This window comes from Nonomuraea sp. JJY05 (assembly GCF_043496855.1).
Classification (GTDB): Bacteria; Actinomycetota; Actinomycetes; order Streptosporangiales; family Streptosporangiaceae; genus Nonomuraea.
Window position 1 is genome coordinate 35,328 of sequence record NZ_JBIEIS010000067.1, and the last position, 23,435, is coordinate 58,762.

The following is a 23,435-nucleotide window of genomic DNA, read 5'->3' on the forward strand; positions in this document are numbered from 1 at the left end:
GCTAGACCCGCCCGCGGTCGATCACCCGGGTGAGCGCCTCGATCGCATGGGGATCGTACGCGCTACCCGACGACAGCCGGATGCGCTCCAGCGCGGCCCCGGCGCGGTCCCGGTCGGTCGAGGGCCCGACCAGGTCGTCATAGGCGTTGGCGACCTTGATGATGCGGCTCGACAGGGGCGGGTCGTCGGTGATCGGATCGCACTGGCGCCGCACCACGTCGGCGACCCGGTCGAGCACGCCGGTCTGCCTGATCACCTCGGCGCCCAGCTCGGCGATGCGCCGCGCCTGGTCGGGCTCGGTGAGGACGGTGGCGCCGCCGGGGATCGGGTCGCGCAGCGAGAGCTGGCCGATGTCGTGCATCAGCGAGGCGTACTCCAGCTCGAGCAGCTCGGGCTCGGACATGCCCAGTTCCCTGCCGATCGCCACGGCCAGGCGGCTGACCCGGCGCGAGTGGCCGGGCTCGACGTAGCCGCCGACCTCCGTGACCCGCGACAGCGCGCGTACGGTCTGCAGGTAGGTGGCGCGGATCCCGGCGTACTTCCTGAAGGCCACCTGCGTGACCAGCAGCGGCGCCGCGAACACCAGCAGCGCGACCAGGTCCATGCTGTGCGTGGCCAGCGCGAGCAGCACGCCCGACGAGGCCACGGCCGCGCCCAGCGGGAAGGCCATGTTGACCTCGTCGCGCACGGCCACCCGGAACGAGGTGCGCAGCCGCTCGGCCCGCAGCAGCGCGGCGATCAGCACGTCGATCATCAGGGTGATCGCGATGAGCGTGACCATCACCGCGAGCGCCGGCCACCAGGTGCTGGTCGGCGGCTTGGTCAGCAGGTAGAGCGGGTCGGCCAGGGGCCGGAACGCGAAGGCCAGCAGCGCGCCGGTGAGCAGCCGCCGCGCCATCGCGTCCAGCCGCGGCGGGCGGCCGACCGCCAGGTGCGGGAGCGCGCCGGCGGCCATGCCGACCGCGATCACGGCGACGACCTGCAGGGCGGAGTGGCGCAGCGGGTTTTGGCTGAGGTCGAGCAGCAGCGTGTAGCCCAGCGCGGCGGCGGCGCCGATGGGCGCGACCTCCCTGTTGCCCGGCATGGTGAGCCTGGCCAGCTCGCCGACCGCGATCAACGCGCCGAACCCGACCGCGATCTCCGTGCGGTCGAGCCCGACGGCCGCGGTGTGGGCGACGCCCGCGATCGCGACCAGCCCCGCCGCGCAGATGAGCAGCAGCTGGCCGGAGTCGAGCCGGCGGAAGACCGTGTTGAGAGAGCGTTCTGCGCGCCTCGGGCGCTCCGTGGTGATCATTGCCCGGTCACGACCTCGATGGGCATGGTCGGGTCGTCGTGGTCCTTGATCGGGGTCTCGTCGGGCGGCGGCGCCTCGACCTTGCGCGGCGGCTGCCACGGCTCCCGGTCGAGCACGCGGATGAAGGCCGCGACCATGACGGGGTCGAAGTGGGTGCCCGAGGTCTTGCGCAGCTCGTCGAGCGCCTCCGCGACGGGCCGGGCGCCCCGGTAGGAGCGGTCGGAGGTCATCGAGTCGAACGCGTCGGCCACCGCGATGACCTTGGCGAACTCGGGGATCTCGTCGCCGGCCAGCCCCATCGGGTAGCCGGTGCCGTCGTGGCGCTCGTGGTGGTGCATGATCCCGGCGTACGCCTCGTCGAGGAAGCCGATGCCGCGTACGATCTCCAGGCCCCGCATGGGGTGGAGCTGGATCGCGGCGAACTCCTCCTCGGTGAGCGGCCCGTCCTTCTGCAGCACCTTGGTGGGCACCCCGAGCTTGCCCACGTCGTGCAGCATGCCCGCGTAGCGGATGGCCCGCACGCGCTCGGGGCCCATGCCGATCTCCTGGGCGATCATGGAGGAGGCGAGCGAGACCCGCGTGCAGTGGCCGCGGGTGTAGTAGTCCTTGGTCTCGACGGCCTGGCAGAGCGCGGCGATCGTGGCGTCGTAGGAGCGCTGCTGCGCGTGATACTGGCCGAACGCCCACCGCGCCACGAACAGCGGAAGCAGCACCAGCACCGCCGAGATCGACTGCACGGTCGCCCAGAGCCCGGCCACCAGCAGCCCGAACGTGCCGTATCCGAGATAGGACAGCAGGAACTGGGCCATGCCGCGCAGCGGCACCTCCGTGGCCCGCACCCGCGTGGCCAGCCCGATCATGGTCAGCGTGAGCGCGATGTTGAGCGGCACGAAGACCGCCATCGCGGCGGCGTAGGGGCCGATGAGATCGTCGAACGCGTTGACCTGGGGCACGCCGACCTGACCGTGGAGCGACTCGTAGACCCGCCCGGCCACGTAGCCGCAGATGGCGAACTGCGCGCCGTTGAACAGCCGCTTGATCAGCGGCAGCCCGGGCCGCACGCTCACCATCGCGGTCAGCCCCACCACCGCCGCGCCCTCCGGCCCGATCAGCACCACCGCCGCCAGCGAGGCGGAGAAGCTGACCGACACCGCGAACTGCTCCACGTTGAGCAGCGTCGGCATCGACTCGCACACCAGGAACAGCAGGGCGAGCACCAGCAGGACGTCGAGGTCCTCCGGGGCCACGGGGGCCCCGGAGACCATGACGCTGCGCACCATGAGAGCGACCGCCGCGCCGATCACGGCGACCAGATAGACCCTTGCAGGCCACGGCAGATCACGCATTGCGGCCCCCTACGGACATCAGGTCCAGGACACCCCTGGGGGAAGCGCTCCCCCAGCGATCAGCATGACCACAGGAGTGAGCATGACGACGGCCGTGAGCAGCCGGGCGACCATAGCCTTGAACATCCACATGCCTCCACGTCGAGTTCTGGGGTTCAACGCTACAGAAGAGGACGTCCCCGCAAGGGCGGAGTCGGAAATCGCAAGCAAAGCGTAATCAAGCCACTACTTCACGCGACGATTTCGGGCCCATTCGACGGTTTTCTTCACACCTGTCGGCAGGTCCGTACGCGGCTGCCAGCCGAGCCCTTCGTGGGCCGGCACCGGATCGACGGCCATCGCGGGCAGGTCGCCCACGCGCGGCGGCGCGAACCCGGGCTTGTCCTGAGCGCCGGCGGCGTCGGCGATGAGCGAGTGGAGCCGGCGGTCGGTGGTCTGGATGCCGGTGCCGAGGTTGAACCTGCGGCCGTCGCCGCGCTGCCCGAGCGCCTGGACGAAGCCGTCGACCACGTCCTCGACGTAGACGTAGTCGCGGGTCTGGGTGCCGTCGCCGTAGACGACCGTGGGCGTGCCGCCGAGCAGCGCGTCGGTGAAGATCGACACCACGCCCGCCTCGCCCTCGGGCGACTGGCGCGGGCCGTAGACGTTGGAGAGCACCAGCGTGGTGTATTCGATGCCGTGGAGGGCGCGGAACGCGGCGAGGTAGGTCTCGCCGCTCAGCTTCGAGGCGGCGTACGGCGAGCGCGGGTCGGTGGGCGCGTCACCGGGCACGGGGATCGTGCCCGGCCTGCCGTAGACGGCCACCGACGAGGCGAACAGCACCTTGCGGGCCCGCCCTTCGTGGGCCGCGGCGAGCACGGACGCGGTGCCCTCGACGTTGATCCTGGCGTCGCCGCGGGGATCGGCCACGCTCTTGCGCACGCTGATCTGCGCGGCCAGATGGCAGACGACCTCCGGCTGCAGCTCCGCCACCAGGCCGGTCAGCGCGGGGTCGAGCACGTCGAGCACGTGCAGCCGGAAGTGGCCGCTGGAGGCGGCTCCGGCCAGGTTTTCCCTGGACCCCGATGACAGGTCGTCCACCACGTCGACCTCGTGCCCCTCGGCGAGCAGGCGATCGACAAGATTGGACCCGATGAACCCGGCACCCCCGGTGACCAACACGCGCATGGGGGAATCCTAGTCGGCCAGCTCCGCCCTGACCTGTGCGATGCGGGCGAGCACCTTGGAGCGCAGATCGCCGGGGACCGGGTCGCAGCCGCAGTGCTTGTGCACGAGCGCCTTGATCGCCTTGTCCAGGTCGTATTCCTGGAGGCACGGGCCGCACTCCTCGAGATGCACGCGGATCTCGACGACGTCGGTCTCGGTCAGCTCGCCGTCGAGATAGGCGTAGACCTTGTCGAGCACCTCACGACAGTCGGTGTCATGCGGGTTTCCACAGCTCATTTCGATCCCTCCGCCGGGACCAGACCCCGCTCACGAGCATAGTCCTCAAGGAGGCCCCGGAGCTGCCTGCGTCCTCTGTGCAGCCTCGACATCACGGTGCCGATCGGAGTGCCCATGATGTCGGCGATCTCTTTATAGGGGAAGCCCTCGACGTCGGCCAGGTAGACCGCGATCCTGAACTCCTCCGGCAGGGCCGCCAGCGCCTGCTTGATGTCACCGTCGGGCAGATGCTCGAGAGCCTCGACCTCGGCCGACTTCAGCCCGCTCGAGGTGTGCGACTCCGCCCGCGCGAGCTGCCAGTCCTCGATCTCCTCCGTGCCGGACTGCTTCGGCTCACGCTGCTTCTTGCGGTAGCTGTTGATGAAGGTGTTCGTCAGGATCCGGTAGAGCCACGCCTTGAGGTTGGTGCCCTCCTGGAACTGATGGAACGATGCGAACGCCTTGGCGAAGGTCTCCTGTAGCAGGTCCTCCGCGTCCGCGGGATTCCGGGTCATCCGGAGCGCGGCGGAGTAGAGCTGCTCGAGATACGGCATGACATCGCGCTCGAATCGCTCGCTTCGCTGCTCCAGCGTCTCCGCGCCTGTCGCGGGCACCGGACCCACCCCCCTAAGATCACCGGTGGCCGGCTGTTGCGGAACACCGTACTCAGGGGAGGATACCCGCTGGCCGGTGCCTTGCCGGTCAGTGGGGAGGGGTCTCGCCATAGTGAGCATGCTCGTCGCAACACGCCCGAGCCCTTGTCTGTTCCCGCAAGATAGAAGGTACGAAGGACCCGGTGCGGGGAACGTCCATACGTACCGGCTGGTAGCCCTTTACCCGGAACTCAGGAGTCGCGTGTGCTGCCCATTCCGGCCGAGGAACTGAACGGCTCAGGGACGCTTGGGCCGTACTGGACCTTCTACCGCGCCGTCGCCGCCGAACAACTCAACCGCTGGCTCCCCGGCGAACCCTCCGTCATCCTCGATCTCTCCGGCGGCCGGGGGCGTTGGTCCGGTCAGGTGGCCAGGGCAGGGCACAAGGTGATCGAGGTGCTCGACTTCCGCCGCACCGTCGACGGGCGGTCCGGCCTGCGGGACGCCGATCGGGTCCGTCACGTGCGCGCCGACGATCTGGCGTTCCTGCCGGACGCGAGCGTGGACGCCGTGCTCGCCGAAGAGCGTGTCATGTCGATCGAGCTCATGGCCGAGTCGGCCATGAGCGACGTGGCCAGGGTCCTGCGGCCGGGCGGGCGGGCGCTGGTGTGCGTCGACTCGCTGGTGCTGGGCATGGCGATCCTGGCCGAGCAGGAGCAGTGGCAGCACCTGCGGCAGACCGGCGAGGTCATGCTCGTGCCGTGGCCGGACGGCAGCATCACGCGGTGCTTCAGCAGCGGGCAGCTGCGCGAGCTGCTGGTGGGCGCCGGGCTCGAGGTGGAGTGGATGCGGCCGCGCACGGTGCTGTCGCCGTCCACGGTCGACCACGTGCTCGGGGCCGACGCGCGCGCGCTCAACTACCTGGTGCGTACGGAGCTGGAGGCCCATCCGGACGACGACGACACGGTCGGCATCCATCTGGTCGCCAGCTGCCGCAAAAGCTGACTCCGCCTGGCTGTAAACAGGTGTGCCGCCGTTCTTCGTGTCCGGCGGCATCCCGGCTCGCTCAGCGGCGTCGCTCTCGCTTGCCCTGGCACTGCACGCACCGCGCGGCCTCCGGACGGGCCTCCAGCCGCCCTTCCGGCACCGGCTTGGCGCAGTCGACGCACCGGCCGTACACGCCTTGCTCCAGGCGCTTGATGGCCTCGACCACGGCGCGCCGCTGTGACGTGGCCACGGTCAGCATGGCCTGGGCCCGATCGGCGTCGGTCAGGTCGGAGCCCGCGTCGGCCGCCGAGTGCTCGCGCACGGCGACGGGGTCGCCCTGGAGGACCCCGATCGATCGGTCCAGTTCCGCGAGCATGTCTTCCAGCCGCTCACGAGCGGTCGTGACGTCCACGAATCCGCACCTCCGGGTGAATCACGGCAACCCGCGGCTAGGACTCCCCGGTTGTCCCGCCCGGTGCAATTAGGGGCATTTATGGCGGTGACACCGAGTAAACGGATGCATCGCTTTCCTCACCGGATGCCCACTTACCGTGCTTCTTACACCTTTAGAAAAGTGCGGTTTCCTCCTCTTCCGGTAGTGGTTTGATGAGGTCCGGGCCATTGTTTCTGACGTTGTTGACGTCCGTAGTGACCGGATACGCCGTGAGCCGCCCCTGCTCGGCGGGCACCAGCAGCCGCGTGGCCTGCTCGACGTCGGTGACCTTGGGGTCGAGCCACTCGGCCCAGCGTTCGCGCTCGATCATCATGGGCATCCTGTCGTGGATGCGGCCGAGCCCGTCCTCGGCGTCCGTGGTGATGACGGTGCAGGTGACCAGCCATTTGAGGGGGTCGTCGTCGGCCCGTGACGGGTCTTTCCAGAACTCGTACAAGCCCGCCATCGCCAGCACCCCGCCGTCCTCGGGATGGATGAAGTACGGCTGTTTCTTCTTTTTCTCACCTTCGACCGGCATCCACTCGAAGTAGCCGTCGGCCGGGAGCAGGCACCTGCGTTTGGCGAACGCCTGGCGGAACGACGGCTTCTCGGCCACCGTCTCGATCCTGGCGTTGATCAGCCGGGACCCGATCGACGGGTCCTTCGCCCAGGCGGGCACCAGGCCCCACTTCACGATCCTGAGCTGCCGCACCGCCCGCTGGGCCTCCTTGGGCACCCGGCTCAGCACGGCGTAGACGTTCTTGGTCGGCGCGACGTTGTAGTCGGCCCCGAGCTCCTTGTCGGGGTCGCCGTCCTGCTCGACCTCGAACTCCTCGAGCAACTCGTGCTTCTTGCGCGCCGACGCGTATCTACCGCACATGACCCCACACTGCCACGTACGGTACGGCTTTCGCGCGCACGCTTGCCTCGGGGCGTCCACGGAACCAGGAGGGCCACCCCCGCCCGCACGCCGGACCAGGCGTTGTCCACAGGCGCGACGGCGCGCTCGACGCCGTCCACAGGCTGTGACCCTCGCCCTACCACTCCCAGTACTCTTTGACCATGCCCGCTCCGACCCCGCCGCACTGGCCCGCCCCCACGGCGACCTCTCCGGTCACCGCCACCGTCCCGCTGCCCGGCTCCAAGTCGGTGACCAACCGCGCGCTCGTCCTGGCCGCGCTCGCCGACGGCCCCGGCATCGTGCGCCGGGCGCTGCGCAGCCGCGACGCGGACCTGATGGCGTCGGCCCTGCGGGCCCTGGGCGCCACCCTGGAGCCCGCCGAGGAGAGCGCCGCGGGGGTCGACTGGCACGTGACGCCCGGCCCGATCCGGGGCGGCGCGAGCATCGACGCGGGCCTGGCCGGCACGGTCATGCGGTTCGTCCCGCCGGTGGCCGCCCTGGCCGACGGCCCGGTCTCCTTCGACGGCGATCCGCACGCCCGCAAGCGCCCGATGGGCCCCATCCTCGACGCCCTGCGCTCGCTGGGCGCCAGGATCGACAACGACGCGCTGCCCTTCACGATCAGCGGGCCGCTGGCGGGCGGCGAGGTCACGCTGGACGCGTCGGGCTCGTCGCAGTTCGTGTCGGGGCTGCTGCTGACGGCGGCGCGGTTCGAGAAGGGCATCACGATCCGCCACGTGGGCCCGCCGGTGCCCTCGCAGCCGCACATCGAGATGACCGTGGAGATGCTCAGGGCGGCGGGCGTCACGGTCGACGACAGCGAGTCCGACGTGTGGCGCGTCGAGCCCGGCCCGATCGCGGCCAGAGACATGACGGTGGAGCCCGACCTGTCCAACGCGGCCCCCTTCCTGGCCGCCGCCCTGGTCACGGGCGGCACCGTGACGATCCCCACCTGGCCGGAGCGCACGACGCAGCCCGGCGACGCCCTGCGCGGCCTTCTCACCGCGATGGGCGCCACTGTGGCCCGCTCCGCCGGTGGAGCCGACCTGGTGGTCACGGGGCGGCCCACGGGCGAGATCACCGGCCTCGACGCCGACCTCCACGAGGTGGGCGAGCTGACGCCGACGATCGCCGCCCTCGCCGCGCTCGCGACCACCCCGAGCCGCATCCGGGGCATCGCGCACCTGCGCGGCCACGAGACCGACCGGCTGGCCGCGCTGGCCACCGAGATCAACCGGCTGGGCGGCGACGCGGAGGAGACCGCCGACGGCCTGATCATCCGCCCCCGCCCGCTGCACGGCGGCACCTTCCACAGCTACGACGACCACCGCATGGCCACGGCCGGAGCCGTGATCGGCCTCAGGGTGCCCGGCGTGGAGGTGGAGAACATCGCGACGACCGCCAAGACCCTGCCCGAGTTCGTCCAGATGTGGGCCGGCATGCTGGAGGCGCGGTGACCCGGTGCCTGTCCGCGGGCGCGGGTTTCGCGCTGAAAGCGCCGGGCACGTCGGAAAAGGGCGGCCCGTGAGGGTCGGCCGCCCGTACGGCGAGGAAGAGATCCACCAGCACGACGCCACCCCGGCCTGCCCGCGGCGGCGCCCGATCCCCCATCACCACCGACCGGCCGACGACTCGTCCCCGGCTTGACCGGGGACGACCGCACAGGTCATCGAGGAAAGCGAGCGAGGACATGGGAGCAGACCGCTGAGGAAGCGGGAGTACGACGAGGACGACGTACGGGTCAGGCCGGGCAAGGGCTCCAGGCCGCGGACCCGGATCCGTCCTGCGCACGAGGACGCCGTGCAGGGCTTCGTGGTGGCCGTGGACCGCGGCCGCTACACGACGCTGATCGAGCCCGAGCGCCCGAAGGGGTCCGCGCAGAAACGCAAGCAGCAGCCGCAGCGGCGTCTGGTGATGGCCATGAAGGCCCGCGAGCTGGGCCGCAAGGGCATCGTGGTGGGCGACCGGGTGTCCCTGGTCGGCGACGTCTCGGGCCGCCCCGACACCCTGGCCAGGGTCGTCCGCGTGGAGCCCCGCACGTCCATGCTGCGCCGCTCGGCCGACGACACCGAAGACACCGACGGCATCGAGCGCCCGGTCGTGGCCAACGCCGACCAGCTCGTCATCGTCACCGCCCTGGCCGACCCGCCGCCCCGGCCCCGCATGATCGACCGCATCCTGGTGGCCGCGTTCGACGCCGAGATCGACACCCTGCTCTGCCTCACCAAGTCCGACCTCGCCCCGCCCGACGAGCTGGTGGCCCTGTACGAGCCCCTGGGCGTTCCACACGTCGTCGTGCACAAGGGCGGCTCCCTGGAGGAGCTCCGCGACCACCTGAAGGGCCGCCTCAGCGTCCTGGTGGGCCACTCGGGCGTCGGCAAGTCCACCCTGGTCAACGCCCTGGTCCCGGACGCCAACCGCGCCGTCTCCCAGGTCAACGCCGTAACGGGCCGCGGCCGGCACACCTCCACCTCGGCCGTGGCGCTGGAGCTGCCGGAGAGCGGCTGGATCATCGACACGCCGGGCGTGCGCAGCTTCGGGCTGGCCCACGTGTCCATGGAAACGGTCCTGGCCGCGTTCCCGGACCTGGTGGAGGGCACGGTCGACTGCCCGAAGGGCTGCACGCACCTGGGCCCGGAGTGCGCCCTCGACGCCTGGGTCGCGGCCGGCAACGCCGAGCCCGCCCGCCTCAAATCCCTCCGCCGCCTCCTCTCCAGCCGCGAAGGCACCCCCGACGACACCTCCTGACAGCTGACGCCGGTGACCCGGACCCCGCCGGCCGGCGCCATCGAGCGTCCAGCCGGCGAATGCGCCCGGCGACGGCACACAGACGCCCGCGCGCCGACCAGGACGGGCCCGCCGATGCCGCAGGCGCCCCTGATGCCGCAGACGCCCCTGTACACGGCCGCGGTGCTCCCGGACGCGCTGCACGCCCTGCCGCCTACTCGCGCGCCCGCCGCGACCGCCAGGTGAGGCGCCCTGGGCGGGACGCGGTGCGGTGCGGTCGGCGAGCGAAGGGAGGCGCTGCCGTCGCCACCGGCCTCGCCGTTCACCGAGAGCGCGCCACCCCGCACCGTGCCACCGCCCCCGTCCGACGCCCCGTCCGGCGCCCCGTCCGACGCACCGCCTGACCGTCCGGCGCACCGCCCGACGCACCGCTTGACCGCCCGACGCACGGCACCGGCGCACCGCCCGACGCACCGCACTGGCGCCACTGCCCCGCCCATCCGGCGCGCCGCGCCGTCGCTACCGCCCCACCGTCCCGGCGCGCCGCGCCGTCGCTACCGCCCCACCTTCCCGGCGCGCCGCGCCATCGCTGCCGCTCCGCCGGCCGGAGTGGTGGCGACACGCGCGGGATGGACACCGTTACCAGAAAAGGGGCGTTGGTGACTGATGTTCGGTATGGCGGACACGGTAGCGTGGGCGACCGTGCAGGGTTACAACGATGATCTCCGTCTGGCGCACGTCATGGCGGACGCCGCCGATGACCTGACCATGCGGCGTTTCAAGGCAGTCGACCTCAAGGTCGACACCAAGCCCGATCTGACGCCGGTCAGCGATGCCGACCGCGCCGTGGAGGAGGCCATCCGGGGTACGCTGCGCCGCGCCAGGCCCCGCGACGCCGTGGTGGGCGAGGAGTTCGGGAAGACCGGCTGGGGCGCCCGTTCGTGGATCATCGACCCCATCGACGGCACGAAGAACTACGTGCGCGGCGTCCCTGTCTGGGCGACCCTGATCGCGCTCATGGAGTACGGCAGGGTCGTCGTCGGCCTCGTGTCGGCCCCCGCGCTCGGCCGCCGGTGGTGGGCGGCGACGGAGGGCGGCGCGTGGACCGGCAAGAGCCTGACCAAGGCGTCCCGGATGCAGGTGTCCTCCGTGTCGACCCTGGAGGACGCGTCGTTCTCGTACTCCAGCTTCGGCGGATGGGAGAAGACGGGCAAGCTCGACAACTTCCTCGACCTCGGCCGAGCCTGCTGGCGCACCCGGGCGTACGGGGACTTCTGGTCGCACATGATGGTCGCCGAGGGATCGGTGGACCTGTCGGCCGAGCCCGAGCTGTCGCCGTGGGACATGGCGGCGCTCACCGTGATCGTCGAGGAGGCCGGCGGCAAGTGGACCGACGTCTCCGGCGTGAAGGGCCTGGAGGGCGGCAGCCTGGTCTGCACGAACGGCATCCTGCACACCGAGGTGATCGACCGCCTCAACGGCACCTCTGTCATCTCCTGACCAGCAGTCCCGCCCGGGACTGGATGGCGGCGGTGGCGGCGTCCAGCGCGGGGCCGTCCTTGATCGTCACGTTGTCCTCGTAGCGGACCCCGCTCGGCGGGTTGTCGTGGCCGATCGGGTCGGCGTCCCAGAAGTTGCCCCGGTAGACCACGTTCTCCAGCGGCGGCCCGACCTCCAGGATGGCGGTGCTGTCGGCCCGCATGACGACGTTCCCCTCGACCGTCACCCACGAGGCCCCGTAGTCGGTGTAGAGCCCGAAGTTGTACGGCGTCCGCGTGTCCTTGATGACGTTCCCCTGCACCAGGGCCTGGGTGTCAGGCGAGTCGCCCTGCGCCCCCGCCAGGTAGATGCCGCCCCCGTCGGCGAGCGTCCGCATGGTGTCCACGGTGAGGTTGCGCAGGACCTGCGTGCCCTCCCCGGGCCCGACGGTGATGCCGCAGTGCGGGACGTCCGAGATCTCGTTGTTGGCGACGACGCAGCCGTACGTGCCCGTCACGCCGATCCCCGGTGAGCCGCTGTATTCGAGCCCGACGTGGTGAACCCGGTTGTCCTCGACAGAGGCGTTCCGCGTCCCGGACACCACGACGCCGCCACCCGACAGGGTGTCGAAGTCGCAGGTCCGCACCACGACATCGGCGCCGCCGGAAACTCCCAGCCCCGTGGCCCCGAGCCGGGTGAACCGGCAGCCCTCGACCTCCGCCCCGACCGCGTCCTCGAACGTCACGCACGCGGGAATCATCACGGACGCGGTCGGATACGTCACGGAAGCGCCCTCGCCGAGGACCGCCGTCTCGACACCGCCGCCCTCGTAGTAGCCGTTCCCGTGATAGTGCAAGAACCCCTCCGGACGGCTCGGCCGCAGCCACGTCGCGTCCGCGAACACCAGTCCCTTGAACGTCACGTCCCGCGCCCCCGCCACGCTCACCAGCGTCTCCAGGACCGGCGCCACCACCCGCGTACGAGCGGGATCCTCCCCGGGCAGGGGCAGGTAGAGCAGCACGTGACGCCCGGGACGCGAGCGGTCGAGCACGAAGGTCCCGGGCTCGCGCAGGAAGCTCGGGTCGTTCTCGATCCTGGTCGGCAGCCCCGGGCCGCTCGACGTCTGCCCCTCCCAGACGGAGTTGTACAGCTCGGCGGCCCACCCGAACGCCGGCTGCGCCATCGTGACCACCGTGTCCCCGGACACCGACGCCACCCCGCAGCGCGCCTCGGTCCACGGGTAGACGCCCCGGTGGACGAACTCGACGTCCCCCGGGCTCCGCCACCCGAGCGGCTCGTCCGTGACGTAACCGGTGGCGGTCGCCCGCGCGTCGCCGGGCAGGCCGGGGATCCAGGCGCGCTCGGCCCGGCGGCCGTCCACGTAGAGCTGGCGGGTGTCGAGGTCGCCGACCTCCGCCGTCCAGACGCCGTCCCGCACCTGCCAACCCGTGATCGGCCGGCCGCCGCTCACCACCGCCTCCTCCTGCTCGGGAGTGCCGTAGCCGTACGCCTGGTAGACCGTCCCGGAGTCGGCCTCGCCGAGCGAGAACGGCTCCGCCAGCACGTGGGTCCCGCCCCGGAGGTGTACGAGGGCGCCGCCGGCCGCCTCGCGGGCCGCCGAGCGCGCGCGTTCGAGGGTGGCGAACGGGTGGTCGGCCGAGCCGGGACCCGAGTCGTCGCCGGAGGGCGCGACATGGAAGTGGAACATCAAAGACCGCCTTTGCTGTTTATGCCGTACACGTAGTAGTACACCATAAACAGGAGGAGGCGACATGACAACCGACCCCGAAGTCGAACTGCTCTGGCGGGAGCAGGATCGCGAGCCGAGACCCGGCCTGAGCCCGGCCAGGATCGTGCGGGCCGCCGTCGAGATCGCCGACGCGGAGGGCCTGGAGGGCCTGTCGATGCGCAAGGTCGCCGACCGGCTCGGCTTCACGACCATGTCCCTCTACCGCCACGTCCCCGGCCGCGACCAGCTCGTGGACCTGATGGTCGACGAGGTCTACGGCGAACCGCCGAGCACCCCCGAGGAGCCCGGGGCGGGGCAGGGGTGGCGGGTGCGGCTGGAGGCCGCGGCCAGGCAGGGCTGGCGGCTGCGCGAGCGGCACCCGTGGCTGGCCGAGGTACGCGGCTCCCGCCACCTCCCCGGCCCCAACGGCGTCGCCCACTACGACCACATGCTGAGCACCCTCACCGGCACCGGCCTCACCCCGTCCGAGGTGATCGCCGTCGTGGGCATGCTGGGCCGGTTCGTGGACGCCGAGGCCCTGGCCCTGGTCGAGACCCGGCGCGAGGAGCGCCGCAGCGGCGTGTCCGAGCAGGACTGGTGGGGCAGCCGCGACGCCCTCTACGAGCGCCTCGACCGCTTCCCCACCATCTCCCGCCTCTGGGAGGAGGGCGGCTGGGACCACCCGGAGGACTCGTTCGAGTTCGGCCTGCGCCGCCAGCTCGACGGCATCGAGGCCCTCATCCGGGAGCGTGACGAAACGCGTGATGAAACCTCCGGATGTCTGGAGTGCGGCACGCCGCTGGAGCCCGCGCCATCCGGCCGCCCCCGCGTCTACTGCTCCCGCGCCTGCCAGCAGCGCGCCTACCGCAAGCGCAAGAGCGGCCAAGGGGCGAGAAACGGCTAGAGCGCGAGCACGGCCCGGACCGCGTTCATCAACCCGTCACGATAGGGCCCGCCGAACAGCACCACATGAACGAGCAGCGGATGCAGTTGGTGCAGCGGCACCCGCTCCCGCCACCCCTCCGCCGGCGGAAACTCCTCCCGGTACGCCCCCAGCACCCGATCGAGGTACGGCAGCCCGAACAGCGCCAGCATGGCCAGATCGGTCTCCCGATGCCCGCCGTGGGCCGCCGGGTCGATCAGCACGCCCGAACCGCCCGACCACAGCACGTTCCCGTTCCACAGGTCCCCGTGGATCCGCGCCGGCGGCTCGGCAGGCCCCGCGACCTCGGCGAACCGCTCCACGGCCCGCTCGACCAGCGCCACGTCCGAAGACGGCAGCCGCGCCTGCCGCAGGAAGGGCAGCACCCGCCGGGAGGCGTAGAAGTCGGGCCAGGCCGAGCAGGGCGAGTTGTCCATCGGCAGCTCGGCGATGAACCCCGGCCACGGCGCGCCGAAGTCAGCCGCCCCTGCCCGGTGCAGCCGGGCCAGCGAACGCCCGAACCGCTCGGCCGCCGCCGCGCTGGGCGCCTCCTCCCGTACCCAGGACAGCACCAGCCGATCGGGCCCCACCTCCACCACCTCGGGCACCACGGTCGCCTCGCCCAGCCACCGCAGCCCGGCCACCTCCGAGGCGAACACCTCGGAGGCGGCCCCGGCCTTGGCGAACACCTCGCGCCCGTCGTCCAGCACGCCCCGCAGCAGCCGCCAGCCGTGCGACGAGCCGAGCTCCGCCGTCGGATTCATCTGGCGATCTCATCGGCGATGTGCTTGGCCAGGCCCTCGGAGGCCGATTCGACCAGCGCGAGCACCTCCTCGAACCCCTCCCGGCCCCCGTAGTACGGATCGGGCACCTCGGCCCCCTCCTCCGCCGCGGGATCGAATGAGCGGAACAGCCGCACCTCCACCCCCACCGGCGCGATCCGCCGCAGATTGGCAAGGTTGTCCCGGTCCATGGCCAGCACCAGGTCGTAGCGGTCGAACCAGTCCTTGGTGAACTGCCGGGCCCGGTGCGCCGAGCCGTCGTAGCCGTGCTGTCCGAGGATGGCCAGCGCCCGCTCGTCCATGGGATCCCCGGCGTGCCAGCCGCCGGTTCCGGCACTCTCCACGGTGACGCGGTCGCCCAGCCCGCGCTCGGCGAGCGTCCGGCGGAGCACCACCTCCGCCATGGGGGATCGGCAGATGTTGCCCATGCACACCAGGCATACGCGATAAGTCATAACTCCCATCATGGGGGCGACCGGGCCCGTTCACCGAACGTTCACCCTTGTCAGGGGGCTGAAGTCACTTTCGGTGCATAGCTTCATGGCGACTAAGGACCAAGTGGGAGGAAACCCAACCGTGAAGTATGCAGGCCGGCTCGCCGCCGTAGCCGTCGTCGGCGCGCTCTCCCTCGCTGCGTGCGGCACAGACAACAACGCCCCCGCGGGCAGCACCACGTCCGCCAGTGCGCCCGCCGCAGGCAATGACAATGGTCTGAGCGGTACGATCAACGCCGCGGGCTCCTCGGCCCAGGCCAACGCGATCACCGAGTGGACGAAGAACTTCACGGCCACGAACCCCGGTGTCACCCTCAACTACCAGCCCAGCGGCTCCGGCGCGGGTGTGCAGGCGTTCATCCAGGGCACGGTGGCCTTCGCCGGCTCTGACTCGGCGTTGAAGGATGACCAGCCCGCGCAGGCCGACGCCCGCTGCAAGACCGGCAAGGCCATCAACATCCCGATGGTGACCGGCCCCATCGCGGTGGTCTACAACCTGCCCGGCGTCGAGGGCCTGCAGCTGTCGCCGAAGACCCTCGGCGGCATCTTCGACAGCAAGATCACCAAGTGGGACGACGCCGCCATCAAGGCCGACAACCCCAGCGCCAAGCTGCCCTCCACCCCGATCCAGGCCTTCCACCGCTCGGACGAGTCGGGCACCAGCGACAACTTCACCAAGTTCCTCAAGGCCACCGCCGGCTGGGCCTACGAGCCCGCCAAGGCGTGGCCCGCCGAGGCCAAGGGCCAGGGCGCGAAGGGCTCCGACGGCATCGCCTCCTCCGTGAAGGACACCGAGGGCGCGATCAGCTACGTCGAGCTCTCCTACGCCGAGAACTCCTCGCTGCAGAAGGCCAAGGTCTCCAACGGCGCCAACGAGTTCGTCGAGCTCACCCCCGAGAGCGCGGCCAAGACCATCGAGACCGCCACGATCAAGGGCACCGGCAACGACCTCGCCCTGTCGATCGACTACGCCACCAAGACCCCGGGCGCCTACCCGATCGTCCTGGTGACGTACGAGATCACCTGCGAGAAGGGCCTGTCGGCGGAGGAGTCGAAGCTGGTCAAGGGCTTCCTCACCTACACCGCCAGTGACGAGGGTCAGGCGGCCCTGAAGGAGCTGGGCTACGCCCCGCTGGCCGGCGACCTGCTCACCAAGGTCCGCTCCGCTGTCGAGGCGATCTCCTAGCCACCGATGGCCACCGACCTGAAGACCCGTGACGGCGGACCGGCCATGAGCCGGTCCGCCTCGCGGCGCAGCCATGGTGAAGGCACCTTCCGCTTCCTGTCCACGGCGGCGGGCGTCCTCCTGCTGGCGATCATGGCGGCCATCGCCGTGTTCCTCATCAGCGAGGCGATCCCCGCCCTGCAGGCGAACAAGGCGTCCTTCTTCACCGAGCTGACCTGGGACCCCAACGGCCAGAAGGTGTTCGGCATCGCCGCCCTGGCGTTCGGGACCGTGCTCAGCTCGACTCTCGCGCTCATCATCGCCACCCCGATCGCGGTCGGTGTCGCGCTGTTCATCTCCCACTACGCGCCCCGCCGCCTGGCCTCAGGGCTCGGCTACCTGGTCGACCTGCTCGCCGCCGTGCCCAGTGTGGTCTACGGCCTGTGGGGCCTGGCGTTCCTCGTGCCGCTGATGCGAGAGCCGTCCAAGTGGCTCAACGAGACCTTCGGCTGGTTCCCGCTGTTCGCCGGCGAGGGCGCCATCGGCGGCAAGACCATGCTCGCGGGCTCGATCGTGCTGGCGATCATGATCCTGCCGATCATCGCGGCGATCTCGCGTGAGGTGTTCCTCCAGGCGCCAAAGATGAACGAGGAGGCGGCCCTGGCGCTCGGCGCCACCCGCTGGGAGATGATCAGGATGGCCGTGCTGCCGTTCGGCCGCCCGGGCGTCATCAGCGCCGCCATGCTCGGCCTCGGCCGCGCCATGGGCGAGACCATCGCAGTCGCGCTGATCTTCCCCGCGACCTTCGACATCACTTTCGAGATCCTCACGCCCCACGCCAACAGCATCGCGGCGAACATCGCCAACGGCTTCGGCGAGGCGACCCAGATCGGCCGCGGGGCGCTGATCGCCTCCGGTCTGGTGCTGTTCGTCATCACCCTGCTGGTGAACATGGGAGCGCGCCTGATCATCAACCGCCGTAAGGAGTACGCGAGGGCCGGCACATGACGGGAATCCAGCACATCTCGACCAGCCGCCGGGTCAAGGACAAGATCGTCCAGGGCCTGGTCTACCTGGCGTTCGGGCTGGCCGTGGTGCCGCTCATCTCGGTGCTCTGGCTGGTCATCTCCAACGGCCTGGCCCGCTTCGACCTCGAGTTCCTGACCCACTCGATGCGCGGCATCGGCGCCCGTGACGCGGGCGGCGGCGCCTACCACGCGATCATCGGGACCCTGGAGCAGGTCCTGCTCGCCTCGGCCGTCTCGGTCCCCATCGGCCTGCTCACCGCGATCTACCTGGTCGAGTACGGCAACGGCGGCCGCCTGAGCCGCTCGATCAGCTTCTTCGTGGACGTCATGACCGGCATCCCCTCGGTCGTCTCCGGTCTGTTCGTCTTCGCGTTCTGGATCCTCGTCCTGGGCTTCCAGTTCTCCGGCTGGGCCGGCGCGCTCGCGCTGTCGATCCTGATGATGCCGACCGTGGTCAGATCGGCCGAGGAAATGCTCCGGCTGGTGCCCGGCGACCTGCGCGAAGCCTCGTACGCGCTGGGCGTGGCCAAGTGGCGCACGATCATGAAGGTCGTGCTGCCGACGGCGTTCACCGGCATCGTCACCGGCGTCATGCTGGCCGTGGCCCGCGTCGCCGGTGAGACCGCCCCGCTGCTGATGACGGTGTTCTTCACCAACTCCATCAACAACGATCCGTTCACCGGGCCGCAGATGGGCCTGCCGCTCTTCGTGTTCGACCAGGCGGCCCGTCCGAACGACACCGCCATCGACCGGGCGTGGACCGGCGCCCTCACGCTCATCCTGATCGTCATGCTGCTCAACCTGGTGGCGCGCCTGATCGCCTGGTGGCGCGCGCCCGCCAGGGGCCGATAGGGGGTTACCGCCGCAATGTCCAAGCAGATCCAGGTCTCAGGTCTCGACGCGTACTACGGGTCGCACAAGGCGATCGAGGACGTGTCGATGACCATCGAACCCCGTTCGATCACCGCGTTCATCGGCCCGTCCGGGTGCGGCAAGTCCACGTTCCTGCGCACGCTCAACCGCATGCACGAGGTGATCCCGGGCGCCCGCGTGGACGGCAAGGTCCTGCTCGACGGCGAGGACCTGTACGCCCCCACCGTCGCCCCCGTCTCGGTGCGCCGGATGATCGGCATGGTCTTCCAGCGCCCCAACCCGTTCCCCACGATGTCGATCTACGAGAACGTGGCCGCCGGTCTCAAGCTCAACGGCCGGGTCAGCAAGTCGCAGCTCGACGGGATCGTGGAGGATTCGCTCAAGGGCGCCAACCTCTGGAACGAGGTCAAGGACCGCCTGAACAAGCCGGGCGCCGGCCTGTCGGGCGGTCAGCAGCAGCGTCTCTGCATCGCCCGGGCCATCGCGGTCAAGCCGCAGGTCCTGCTGATGGACGAGCCGTGCTCGGCGCTCGACCCGATCTCCACGCTGGCCATCGAGGACCTGATGGCCAAGCTCAAGGACGAGTACACGATCGTCATCGTCACCCACAACATGCAGCAGGCCGCCCGGGTCAGCGACAGGACCGCGTTCTTCAACCTCGCTGAGCAGGGCAAGCCCGGCAAGGTGATCGAGATGGACGAGACGTCCCGCATGTTCACCAACCCGTCCCAGAAGGCAACAGAGGATTACATCACGGGGCGCTTCGGCTGATGACCCAACAGCAGGCGGCATCCACGGTGATCGGGGACGCGCGGACGAAGCCCGTACTGCTCATCGCCGACCCCGACGGCGCGGTCGTGGAAGACCTCGCCACGGCGCTCGAACGGGAGGGCGTGTCCGTCACGGGCGCGCCCGACGGGGCTCAGGGCCTGCTCCAGGCGGGAGCCCTGCAGCCTGACGTGGTGCTCGTCTCGGCCACGCTGCCGGTCATAGACGCGGTGGAGTTCGTCCGCGCCGTACGGCTGGCGCGTGCCGTACCCGTCCTGCTCGGCGTCGGCGAGGGCCACGCCGAGCAGGCGGTACGCGCGCTCACCGCCGGCGCGGCCGCCTGCGTGGCCAGGCCCTACCGGGTGGCGGAGCTGCTGCCGTTCATCCAGGCGGCCTCCCCCGGAGCCCGCCAGGTGCTCGCCGTGGGCGGGGTCGAGCTGGACGTGCAGGCCTACCAGGTACGGGTGGGCGGGCGAGCGGTCCACCTGCCCCTGCGGGAGTTCGAATTACTGCATTATTTGATGCGCAACGCCGATCGCACGGTGACCCGCGAGCAGATCATGCGCCACGTGTGGCACGCCGCGGCCAACACCTCCACGAACACGATCGCGGTGCACGTCAAACGCCTGCGCGCCCGGCTGGGCGACGAGGACGACCAGCTCATCCAGACCGTACGGGGTGTCGGCTACCGCCTGGTCACGCCGGGCACTTCCGGAAGTCCTGCATGATCCGCTTCGTCACGCCTTCGACCGTCGCTATGCCGTACGCCACCTCGGGGCTTCCCTCGGTGAGTACGGCAACGGCGTAGTCGTGGCCGCCGCCCCGGATCAGGCCCACGCTGACCGTGGCCCAGAGCTTGTTCGAGACGTGCTTGAGCCAGCCGTTCTTCAGCGCCACGCGGTCGCCCGCGCACGCGGCGGCGCTGATGCCCCAGGTCTGCCCCGCCACGACGTGCCCCATGAGCTTCAGCACCTGGTCGCGGTCCTTGGCCTTCAACGGGCTCTTGCCGGACACCAGGGCCCGCATGAGGCGGATCTGGTCGTCCACCGACGTTCGGGTGATTCCCCAGCAATACAGGTCCACGCACTCGCCTGGGACGCCCTGGGTGTGTTCCAGGCTGAGCTTCCTGCCTGCCTTGGTGAAGCCGGGCGCGCCGCCGATGCGTGACCAGAGGCGATCGGCGGCGTGGTTGTCGCTGTAGCGGATCATGATGTCGGCGTCGTGCCGGACGCCCGCCGGCAGCTTCTCCCACGAGGTCCGCAGCAGCAGCGCCAGGAGGATCTGCACCTTGGCCGTGCTGGCGGTGATCAGGCGCTCGCCCGGGTGATAGCGGTAGAGCCGGCCGGTCGCCAGGTCCTTGACCATGGCGGTGACCTGCCCGGACCGGCCCGCGAGATAGCGGTCGAGCCGCTTGGCGATCCGGTGGGCCGGGATCGGCGTCAGGTTCTCCTCGGCCGAGATCTTCTCCAGCCGCGACCCGAAGGCCGCCTCGCGTACATCCAGGACCGTTTCCCGGCGGGCGGGCGCGGACGGTTGCGCCCGGCCCCGGGCAGGCATCGGCAGGAGAGCTGTGAGCAGGGCGAGGGCGATGACCGCTCGTGGTATCGCCTGGCCGCGGCCCGCGATCATTCACGCATTATCACGAAAAATAGCGACAGGTCGCTAGACGCTCACGGCGGTCAATTTCGCGATCGAATCGTCGTCGCACGTGGCCCAGAAGTCCCCCACGACATCCTCCAGGTGCTGGAGCGACTCGGCCCGGAACAGCACGTCCTGATATTTCGTGATGTCGTAGTGCGTCGTCCCCATGGCGGACAGATCCAGCGGCCTGATGTCCATGCCGCGGAACTCCTCGATCTCCCCGTACGACGACAGAATCCCCGCCCCGTACGCCCTGAGCTCCTCTCCTTCCGCCATGACCCCGAACTCCATCGTGAACCAGAAGACCTTCGACACGAACTCCAGCGCCTCCTCGGACTCGACCCGCCGCGCAGCCTGCCCCGCCAGCCGGTACAGGGCGGCGTACCGGGGGGCGGCCAGCGCGTTGGCATGGCCGATCACCTCGTGGATGACGTCGGGCTCCGGCGTGTAGAAGGGCACGGAGTGGTGCCGGATGTACTGCGTCGAGTGGAAGAACCCGTCGGCCAGCACCCCGTAGAAGTCGCGCAGCGGCACCAGCCCCGCGGCGGGCAGATACCGGAACCCGGTCAGCGGCTCCAGCAGCCGCGAGACCTCTTCCAACTGCGGGATCCGCTCCTTCGGCAGCCCCAGCCGCGCGGCGCCGTCGAGGTACTCGGCGGTGGCGTACCTGGCGTGCTTGGCCGCCAACTCCCTGGTGACCAGGGCCCAGACCTCGTGCTCCTGCTCGGTGTACTCGGCCGCCGGAATGGGCGTCCCCGGACGGTGGTTGACGGCCAGCCCCGCGATCGCGTTCCGCCGCGCCCGGTAGACCGCGTCCGCGAACCCCGGATGGGACGCGGACAGCTCCACCACCACCGACCCGTCCTCTTGGGCTGCGACAGGGGCGAAGTATTGTGCTTCCTCGAACATGCTCCAAATGACAGCAACTCCGGGTTCTCTTGACAATAGCGCCCAGTTTTGCTGCGCGATACGCTCGATTTCGCCTCCCGAAGCTCACATCTTCTGGTCGAATCGCACAGCCCAGGAAGGGTCCGCCATGGACGATCTCGACGCCAGGTTGCTGGTGACCATGCGCGCCCATCCCCGCGTCGGCCTGACGGAGCTGGCCCGGATGCTGGGGGTGGCGCGCGGCACCGTACAGGCCCGGGTGGAGAAGCTGACGGCGAGAGGCGTGATCGAGGACTTCGGCCCCACCGTGTCACCGGCCGGCGCCGGCTACCCCATCCTGGCGTTCGTGTGGCTGCAGATCGCTCAGGGGCGGCTGGCGGAGGCGGTGGAAGGGCTGCGCGCCGTTCCACAGATCCTGGAGGTGCACGGCACGAGCGGCCAGCACGACCTGCTCTGCCGGGTGGTCGCGCACACCACCGACCACCTGCAGGAGATCATCGCCAGCATCCTGGCGTCCCCGGCGGTGCAGCGCACGGACACGACCATCGCCCTGTCCACCCAGATTCCCTATCGCATCGAGCCCCTCCTCGAAAACCGCTAGGACCTCGACGGCATCCAACCTGATGGGAGGGGTGCCATGAAGAAGCTCATAGTGATCACCGCCGTGGTGGCGGCGGGCGCGGCCCTGGTCTCGCTTTGGACCGCCGTCCGCGGCCCGGACCAGCGTCCTGGCCCAATGTGGACCGCCGTACGCACTCCGGACCAGCGACCCGGTCCGATGTGGAGCCCCGCCCATGGTCCGGACCAGCGGCCCGACCTGATGGGGAGCACCGTCGGCACTCCGGACCAGCGGCCCGGCCTGATGGGGAGCCCCGTCCGCAGTCCGGACCAGCGTCCTGGCCCGGCCTCTGGGGAGACCGCCGCCTACGCGTACCTGTGCGACAACGCCAAGGGCGAGGGGCCGCACGAGGAGTGCGCCCACTGGTTCGTGGTGACGTCCGGAGGGAAGACCTGGCGGCTCACGGACGCGGTGGAGCGGGGCTACGTGGACCTGACCGCGGACGGCCGCTACCTGGCCTACCAGCGGGCCGGCGACCACCGCCTCGTGGTCCGGGACCTGGTGGGAGGAACCGTCCGTGCGGTCCAGGAGGTCATGCCCGGAGTGGACGGGGACCGGCTCGCGTACCGGCCCGCGCTGCTGGGCAAGGGGCGCTGGCTCTACGTGGACTACGTACCGGGATGGGCGGACGTGGACCAGCCTGCGAGCTTCGTCGTGGACGTCTCCACCGGCCGCACGGTGTGGCGGCTGCCCAAGGACTCCTGGCTGATCGGGCTGGACGACGACGGATCGAGGCTCATGTTTGCGGACGACAAGTCGTTCTCGGTGATGAACGCCTCGGGGACCACCACGAGGCCGCTGCCGGCCCGGCTGCGCGCCGTCGAGGCGGCCGGCATCCTGACCCCGGACGGGACGGGCCAGGCCGCGCAAATCGTCTCCAGGAACTTCCCGGCGGGCGGCACCGACATCCGCCCGGCCCGGCTGGTGACCATCGACACCGGGACCGGAAAGGCGCTCCATGACATACGCCTCTCGCTTCCGTTGAAGGACAGGTCGAGCATCTGCGGCGTCAGTCGGTGGGCGAGCTCTCGGGAAGTTCTGCTGACATGCGGGGCCGGCCTGTTCCACGACATCCTCTTCCGCGTGGACACCCGGACGGGGCACTACGCCAAGGTGGGAGAGACACGGCCGCCCAGGTCACACCTGTTCGAGCTGGAGTGGGCGGCGGATTAGCCCGGAAACGAGAAATGGCCCCACGCACCGGCGTGGGGCCATTTCTATCAAAGATTGTCCGGCGGCGACCTACTCTCCCACACCCTCCCGAGTGCAGTACCATCGGCGCAGAGAAGCTTAACTTCCGGGTTCGGAATGTAACCGGGTGTTTCCTTCCCGCCATAACCGCCG

General features: G+C 70.4%; 24 protein-coding genes and 1 rRNA gene. 12 read left to right on the plus strand and 13 right to left on the minus strand.

Annotated elements, in window-relative coordinates; all coding sequences use genetic code 11:
- Position 1: 1 nt before the first annotated feature.
- The 5 genes from ACFKCF_RS56415 to ACFKCF_RS56435 form a co-directional block, all read right to left on the minus strand.
- The gene (locus tag ACFKCF_RS56415; RefSeq protein WP_394505087.1) at positions 2–1,294 is read right to left on the minus strand and encodes an HD-GYP domain-containing protein; all 1,293 of its coding nucleotides are present in this window, start codon (positions 1,292–1,294) and stop codon (positions 2–4) included.
- The gene (locus tag ACFKCF_RS56420) at positions 1,291–2,640 is read right to left on the minus strand and encodes an HD-GYP domain-containing protein (protein WP_192787832.1); all 1,350 of its coding nucleotides are present in this window, start codon (positions 2,638–2,640) and stop codon (positions 1,291–1,293) included. Before ACFKCF_RS56420 ends, ACFKCF_RS56415 begins: the two co-directional genes overlap by 4 nt.
- A 225-nt stretch (positions 2,641–2,865) precedes the next feature.
- A complete protein-coding gene (locus ACFKCF_RS56425) occupies positions 2,866–3,807 on the minus strand; it encodes an NAD-dependent epimerase/dehydratase family protein (protein WP_394505089.1) in 942 nt (313 codons plus the stop codon).
- Positions 3,808–3,816: 9 nt separating this feature from the next.
- Complete coding sequence (rsrA, locus tag ACFKCF_RS56430; protein ID WP_387580059.1) at positions 3,817–4,044, minus strand: mycothiol system anti-sigma-R factor; 228 nt, start codon at positions 4,042–4,044, stop codon at positions 3,817–3,819.
- A 35-nt stretch (positions 4,045–4,079) separates the two neighbouring features.
- Positions 4,080–4,685 carry a sigma-70 family RNA polymerase sigma factor gene (locus ACFKCF_RS56435; RefSeq protein WP_173526616.1) on the minus strand — a complete coding sequence of 202 codons (606 nt, stop codon included), beginning with the start codon at positions 4,683–4,685 and terminating at the stop codon, positions 4,080–4,082.
- 234 nt (positions 4,686–4,919) lie between these two features.
- Here ACFKCF_RS56435 and ACFKCF_RS56440 point away from each other — a divergent pair, with 234 nt between their 5' ends.
- The gene (locus tag ACFKCF_RS56440) at positions 4,920–5,660 is read left to right on the plus strand and encodes a class I SAM-dependent methyltransferase (protein ID WP_394505090.1); all 741 of its coding nucleotides are present in this window, start codon (positions 4,920–4,922) and stop codon (positions 5,658–5,660) included.
- Between the two features lie 61 nt (positions 5,661–5,721).
- Here ACFKCF_RS56440 and ACFKCF_RS56445 read toward each other — a convergent pair whose 3' ends face one another.
- Entirely contained in the window at positions 5,722–6,054 is a 333-nt protein-coding gene (locus ACFKCF_RS56445) for a TraR/DksA C4-type zinc finger protein (protein ID WP_185068375.1), read from the minus strand.
- 154 nt (positions 6,055–6,208) lie between these two features.
- On the minus strand, positions 6,209–6,955 hold the full coding sequence (locus ACFKCF_RS56450; RefSeq protein ID WP_394505092.1) for an SOS response-associated peptidase: 747 nt from the start codon (positions 6,953–6,955) through the stop codon (positions 6,209–6,211).
- Positions 6,956–7,137: 182 nt separating this feature from the next.
- On the opposite strand from ACFKCF_RS56450, the gene aroA reads away from it, so the two are divergent.
- The 3 genes from aroA to hisN all read left to right on the plus strand — a co-directional run bounded on the left by aroA (position 7,138) and on the right by hisN (position 11,203).
- Positions 7,138–8,433 (plus strand): 3-phosphoshikimate 1-carboxyvinyltransferase, encoded by a 1,296-nt coding sequence (gene aroA / locus ACFKCF_RS56455; protein ID WP_394505094.1) that lies wholly within the window; start codon positions 7,138–7,140, stop codon positions 8,431–8,433.
- A gap of 247 nt (positions 8,434–8,680) precedes the next feature.
- Positions 8,681–9,724 (plus strand): ribosome small subunit-dependent GTPase A, encoded by a 1,044-nt coding sequence (rsgA, locus tag ACFKCF_RS56460; RefSeq protein WP_394505126.1) that lies wholly within the window; start codon positions 8,681–8,683, stop codon positions 9,722–9,724.
- A 645-nt stretch (positions 9,725–10,369) separates the two neighbouring features.
- Complete coding sequence (hisN, locus tag ACFKCF_RS56465; protein ID WP_394505096.1) at positions 10,370–11,203, plus strand: histidinol-phosphatase; 834 nt, start codon at positions 10,370–10,372, stop codon at positions 11,201–11,203.
- Here hisN and ACFKCF_RS56470 read toward each other — a convergent pair.
- On the minus strand, positions 11,193–12,890 hold the full coding sequence (locus tag ACFKCF_RS56470; RefSeq protein WP_394505098.1) for a right-handed parallel beta-helix repeat-containing protein: 1,698 nt from the start codon (positions 12,888–12,890) through the stop codon (positions 11,193–11,195). The two genes, hisN and ACFKCF_RS56470, sit on opposite strands and share 11 nt — an antisense overlap.
- A gap of 64 nt (positions 12,891–12,954) precedes the next feature.
- Between ACFKCF_RS56470 and ACFKCF_RS56475 the strand changes: the two genes are divergently transcribed.
- Positions 12,955–13,815 carry a TetR/AcrR family transcriptional regulator gene (locus tag ACFKCF_RS56475; RefSeq protein WP_394505100.1) on the plus strand — a complete coding sequence of 287 codons (861 nt, stop codon included), beginning with the start codon at positions 12,955–12,957 and terminating at the stop codon, positions 13,813–13,815.
- Here ACFKCF_RS56475 and ACFKCF_RS56480 read toward each other — a convergent pair.
- Complete coding sequence (locus ACFKCF_RS56480) at positions 13,812–14,597, minus strand: fructosamine kinase family protein (RefSeq protein ID WP_394505102.1); 786 nt, start codon at positions 14,595–14,597, stop codon at positions 13,812–13,814. The genes ACFKCF_RS56475 and ACFKCF_RS56480 overlap by 4 nt on opposite strands.
- Positions 14,594–15,070: a low molecular weight protein-tyrosine-phosphatase gene (locus ACFKCF_RS56485; RefSeq protein WP_394505104.1), complete on the minus strand. Its 477-nt coding sequence runs from the start codon at positions 15,068–15,070 to the stop codon at positions 14,594–14,596. Before ACFKCF_RS56485 ends, ACFKCF_RS56480 begins: the two co-directional genes overlap by 4 nt.
- Before the next feature lie 121 nt (positions 15,071–15,191).
- Between ACFKCF_RS56485 and pstS the strand changes: the two genes are divergently transcribed.
- Genes pstS through ACFKCF_RS56510 form a run of 5 tightly spaced genes read left to right on the plus strand, consistent with a single transcriptional unit; the run spans position 15,192 to position 19,671 of the window.
- Positions 15,192–16,295 (plus strand): phosphate ABC transporter substrate-binding protein PstS, encoded by a 1,104-nt coding sequence (pstS, locus tag ACFKCF_RS56490; protein ID WP_394505106.1) that lies wholly within the window; start codon positions 15,192–15,194, stop codon positions 16,293–16,295.
- 6 nt (positions 16,296–16,301) lie between these two features.
- Positions 16,302–17,282 carry a phosphate ABC transporter permease subunit PstC gene (gene pstC / locus ACFKCF_RS56495; RefSeq protein ID WP_394505108.1) on the plus strand — a complete coding sequence of 327 codons (981 nt, stop codon included), beginning with the start codon at positions 16,302–16,304 and terminating at the stop codon, positions 17,280–17,282.
- Complete coding sequence (gene pstA, locus ACFKCF_RS56500; RefSeq protein ID WP_394505109.1) at positions 17,279–18,154, plus strand: phosphate ABC transporter permease PstA; 876 nt, start codon at positions 17,279–17,281, stop codon at positions 18,152–18,154. The genes pstC and pstA overlap by 4 nt, the downstream gene beginning before the upstream one ends.
- Before the next feature lie 15 nt (positions 18,155–18,169).
- Positions 18,170–18,946, plus strand: a complete 777-nt coding sequence (gene pstB, locus ACFKCF_RS56505) for a phosphate ABC transporter ATP-binding protein PstB (protein ID WP_394505111.1) — start codon at positions 18,170–18,172, stop codon at positions 18,944–18,946.
- Entirely contained in the window at positions 18,946–19,671 is a 726-nt protein-coding gene (locus ACFKCF_RS56510; protein WP_394505113.1) for a response regulator transcription factor, read from the plus strand. Before pstB ends, ACFKCF_RS56510 begins: the two co-directional genes overlap by 1 nt.
- Here ACFKCF_RS56510 and ACFKCF_RS56515 read toward each other — a convergent pair.
- Both ACFKCF_RS56515 and ACFKCF_RS56520 read right to left on the minus strand, forming a co-directional pair.
- Complete coding sequence (locus ACFKCF_RS56515; RefSeq protein WP_394505115.1) at positions 19,640–20,572, minus strand: serine hydrolase; 933 nt, start codon at positions 20,570–20,572, stop codon at positions 19,640–19,642. The genes ACFKCF_RS56510 and ACFKCF_RS56515 overlap by 32 nt on opposite strands.
- A gap of 33 nt (positions 20,573–20,605) precedes the next feature.
- On the minus strand, positions 20,606–21,493 hold the full coding sequence (locus ACFKCF_RS56520) for a phenylalanine 4-monooxygenase (RefSeq protein WP_394505117.1): 888 nt from the start codon (positions 21,491–21,493) through the stop codon (positions 20,606–20,608).
- Between the two features lie 127 nt (positions 21,494–21,620).
- Between ACFKCF_RS56520 and ACFKCF_RS56525 the strand changes: the two genes are divergently transcribed.
- Complete coding sequence (locus ACFKCF_RS56525) at positions 21,621–22,073, plus strand: Lrp/AsnC family transcriptional regulator (RefSeq protein WP_394505119.1); 453 nt, start codon at positions 21,621–21,623, stop codon at positions 22,071–22,073.
- A 36-nt stretch (positions 22,074–22,109) separates the two neighbouring features.
- Positions 22,110–23,264, plus strand: a complete 1,155-nt coding sequence (locus tag ACFKCF_RS56530) for a YncE family protein (protein ID WP_394505121.1) — start codon at positions 22,110–22,112, stop codon at positions 23,262–23,264.
- A gap of 56 nt (positions 23,265–23,320) precedes the next feature.
- On the opposite strand, the gene rrf is transcribed toward ACFKCF_RS56530, so the two are convergent.
- Positions 23,321–23,435: ribosomal RNA gene (rrf, locus tag ACFKCF_RS56535) — 5S ribosomal RNA — on the minus strand; the annotation flags it as partial.